We start from the raw sequence: 3659 nt of genomic DNA on the forward strand, positions 1-3659 counted from the left end.
TGAGGGTGGTGGAGGCCTCTCCGCAGGGGCCAGAGTGCAGGCGGGCCACTTCCTGGGCCCGCCGAAACGTCGGCCCCTGCGGAGAGGCCTCCACCACCCTCACGCCCTCCTCCGCTCCGGCGCCCAGAGCACCTCTCCCGAGGCGCCTGGGGTGGTGGTGGGCGCTGGGGTGGTGGGTGGGTGGAGTGGAGCGATGAGGTGCGGCGATGCGGGGGTCGTCGAGGATGCTGGTGCTTGAGGGCTGGCGTTACCTCGTGGTGGCGATGGCTTCGTGGAGGGAGCGGAGGACGAGGATGTCGGTGAGGGGGGCGCCGCGGGTGACCAGGGTGCGGGCAAGGGTGGGGGAGACGCCGGTGATGAGGGGGCGGGCGCCGAGGAGGCGGATGGCGGCGGCGAGCTGGAGGAGGCGGGCGGTGGAGGGGTCGTCGGCTTCGGTGGTGCCGGTGAGGTCGAGGATGGCGGTGTGGATGCGCGCTCGGGTGAGGTGCTGAAGGAGACGGGCGGTGAGGTCGTCGGTCAGGGTGTCGGAGAGGGATCCGATGAGGGGGATGGCGAGGACGTGGGGGGCGACGTCGAGGAGGGGGGCGGAGAGGGCGAGGATGCGGGCGCGCTGCTGGGAGATGGTGCTGGCGTCTTCGACGCGACGGGTGATGTCGGTCTGGTGGACGAGGAGGACGCGGGCGCCGGTGACAGGGTCGTTGGTGGTGCGGGATTCGAGGGCGTGCCAGCGATCGCCGTTCGCGGTGTGGGCAAGGAGCTCGGCTTCCCAGGCGGAGGTGGTGAGGGTGCGGTCGAGGAGGGTGCGGGCAGTGGCTGGGTCGAACCAGGTGTCGAGGGGGGCGTCGGCGAAGGCGCGGGCAGCGGCAGGGTTGTGCATGAGGATGCTGCCGTCGGGGTCGAGGAGGGAGACCATCACGGTGGTGTGACGGAGGGCCTCGACGCCGCGGAGGGTGTCGGGCTCGGGGCGGGCTTCGCTGGGGAGGCCGTGCACGAGCATGGCGGTGCGGCCGTCGTCGAGCGGGACGCCAGAGCAGAGGCAGCGGGCGGTGACGGGGAGGCCGTGCGGGTAGAAGGTCCAGGTCTCCTCGATGGTGCCGCCCTGGCGGAAGGTGTCGAGGTAGCTGGCGAGTCGGGTGCGGGTGGCCTCGGACATGTCGCTGAAGTCGCGGGTGCACAGGGTGGCGGCGTCGGGGGCGCGCCAGAGGGCAGCGGCGCGGGCGTTGGCCCAGGCGACGGCGGTGCGCTCGATGTCGAAGACCCAGATGGCCAGGTCGAGCCCTGCGAGAGGGGAGAGGCGCTGCGCCAGGAGCATAACTGCCTGAGTATGCTGGAGAAATCGTCCAAGTACGCGGGGAGACTGTGATGCCGGTGGGGAGGATGACCGGGCGGTGAGGTGATGCGGTCTGCGGGGGGGACGCGGTATGGTCGGGCCGTGATGTTCTCTGTCGGGTCGGGTTTGCGTCGGTTGCTCCTGGGTGCGGCTCTCGCGCTGGCGGTGGTGCCGGCCGGGTGTTCGAAGTCGGAGAAGCCGCCGGAGCCGGCGGTGAGCGGGGTGGACCTGAGTCCGGTGCCGGCGCCAGCAGGGCTGATCGCGGAGGCGTTCATGCCGACGCCGGATGCGACGTGGGCGAAGGCGCGGATCGCGGTGGGAGGGCCGGCGATGTTCTTGCCGGTGAACATCGGGACGCTGGTGGTCACGGTCCTGGGGCTGCCGCCGACGGTGGCAACGGAGATCGATGGGGGCGTGCCGATGCTGGGAGCCGCCGTGGAGGCAGGGCCCGAGGCGGGCGCAGGTCCCGAGGAGGTGGCGCCCGACCGCAGGCCGTTCGCGGTGATCGCGGTGCATGTGAAGAGCGGGACGCGGTTCGTGGATCAGGTGACGCGCGGGGAGGGGGCGAGGTTCCAGGCGCGGGTGGACGCGGGGACGTCGATCACCTTCCTCGAACCGATGGCGGCGGCGCCCGCAGGGTCGTCGAGCGCGCAAGCGCCTGCTCCGGCGCCTGCTCCGGCGTCGACGCAGGGGCGTCTGGGGATGGGGGTGCTCGGCAATTACCTGGTGCTCGGGGCGACGGCGGAGGACGTGCTGGCCGTGGGGCCTTACGTGGCGCGCACGATGTCGCGGGCGACGGCGCCGCGGGAGGACGTGGTGATCGAGGCGCCCCGAGCAGCGGTCGCAGGGCCGATCACCGGGGGGGCACGGCGGGTGTGGGAGCGGATCCGTCCCTCGGTCGTGGCAGGAGGAGGAGCCGGGGGATCGACGCTGGTGCCCACGGTGGACGGGTGGATCGCGCTGCTCGGGGATCTGGAGCGGGCGCGGCTGTCGCTGGTGCTCGACGAGGCGGCGCACCTGCGGTTCGAGGCGACGCCGCGCGCGGGAGATGGGCCCGCGGGGAAGGCGGTGGCTGCGGCGGCGGTGGGAAACGTGAAGCCGCTCCTGGAGCTGCCGGCGGATGCGCTGGCGGGGCTCCTGGTGCGTGAGTCGAAGGCGGGCAGGGGAGAAGCGATCGCGTCGCAGGTGGATGCGGTGCTGGGGTTCCTGGGAGGGCAGGCGCTGGAGAAGGGGACGCCGGCGCCGGAGAAGGGCGCGGAGGCGTCCAGGAAGGGTGCGAAGGCCGCGCAGGCGGCGGAGGCGGCGGAGGCTCAGGCGAGGGTGCAGGTTCCGGAGAAGGAGCGGGAGCAGATCGCCGCGGCGCTCCGGGGGGTGTCGGAGGCGCGGGGGGACTGGTTCACGGTGGGGTTGCGGTGGGAGGGGACGGGGCCGACGGCGATGGCGCGGCTCGCCGTGGACGACGAGAAGAAGATGCAGGAGGCGCTCGGGGACTTCGAGGGGCTCACGACGCTGCCTTCGATCAAGGCGCTCCTCAAGCAGGAAGGCCTGAGCATCACCGCGGGGAAGTACGTGGTGGAGCGCATGCCCGGGGATGTGCGGCGGTTGAAATTCGCGCGCACAGGGGAGAAGGAGGGGGCGAAAAGGGCTGCGGCGTCGAAGGGAGAGGCGCCGAAGGGAGAGGCGGCGCCGAAGGATCTGGCGGCGGCCTCGCTGCCGCGGGCGATCAACTTGCTGCACTTCCTCAAGGGTGGGGCGCTGTACGCGTCGGCGGGGTACGAGCCGGATGAGGGGATGCGGCAGGTGGTGGGCGCCGTGGAAGGGGGGAACCTGGGTGGGGTCGGCGCGGTGCGCGCGGCGCTCGAAGGGCTCGGGTCGGAGGCGTCGTTCGTGCTGTTCGTGGATCCGCTGCGGCTCATGGCGACGCGGGCAGGGAACCCGGCGCCGGCAGAGGTGACGCCGGTGGTGATCTCGGCCGGGGCTTCTCCAGCCAAGGGCGGGGCAGGGGCGCTGTGGGGTCGGGTCGACGTGCCCACGGCGGTGGTGAAGGAGCTGGTGCGGCGGCGAGGCGCGCTGTGAGAGGTGCGCGGCGCGCGGGGGCAGGGTCGTTCGTGAGCGATGGGGCGTGTGCGAGGGCGTGCGCGCTGGCGTGCGCGCTGGCGTGCGCGCTGGCATGCCTGGGAGGGTGCGGGTTGCAGGGGGGGACGGCGTGGGTGGAAGAGGGGGAGGGGGCCGCGGTGCTGGCGCGGGGAGGGCAGGGGTGGATCAAGGCGCCGGCCGGAGGGGCGGAGAGGTCCGGGTCGGGCGCGGCGGGCGCGGGGGGCGCGGCGGG

Annotated in this window: 3 protein-coding genes and 1 pseudogene; 3 read left to right on the forward strand and 1 reads right to left on the reverse strand. The window is 73.3% G+C overall.

What is annotated here, in order from left to right; translation table 11 throughout:
- The coding region (locus CAP_RS54770) for a hypothetical protein (protein ID WP_231512038.1) at positions 1-238 on the forward strand (238 nt) is incomplete at its 5' end.
- 9 nt (positions 239-247) lie between these two features.
- Here CAP_RS54770 and CAP_RS43150 read toward each other — a convergent pair.
- Positions 248-1312, reverse strand: a complete 1065-nt coding sequence (locus CAP_RS43150; protein ID WP_044252619.1) for an STAS domain-containing protein — start codon at positions 1310-1312, stop codon at positions 248-250.
- A 120-nt stretch (positions 1313-1432) separates the two neighbouring features.
- Between CAP_RS43150 and CAP_RS43155 the strand changes: the two genes are divergently transcribed.
- Together CAP_RS43155 and CAP_RS54775 are read left to right on the forward strand one after the other, a co-directional pair.
- Positions 1433-3406, forward strand: a complete 1974-nt coding sequence (locus tag CAP_RS43155; protein WP_156041693.1) for a hypothetical protein — start codon at positions 1433-1435, stop codon at positions 3404-3406.
- Positions 3403-3659: pseudogene (locus CAP_RS54775) on the forward strand (hypothetical protein); the annotation flags it as partial. The gene CAP_RS43155 and the pseudogene CAP_RS54775, both read left to right, overlap by 4 nt.

Source organism: Chondromyces apiculatus DSM 436, assembly GCF_000601485.1.
GTDB lineage: Bacteria > Myxococcota_A > Polyangia > Polyangiales > Polyangiaceae > Chondromyces > Chondromyces apiculatus.

Coding starts and splice junctions, on each gene's coding strand:
- CAP_RS43150 (WP_044252619.1), bottom strand. CDS start 1,312: ATGCTCCTGGCGCAGCGCCTCTCCCCTCTCGCAGGGCTCGACCTGGCC.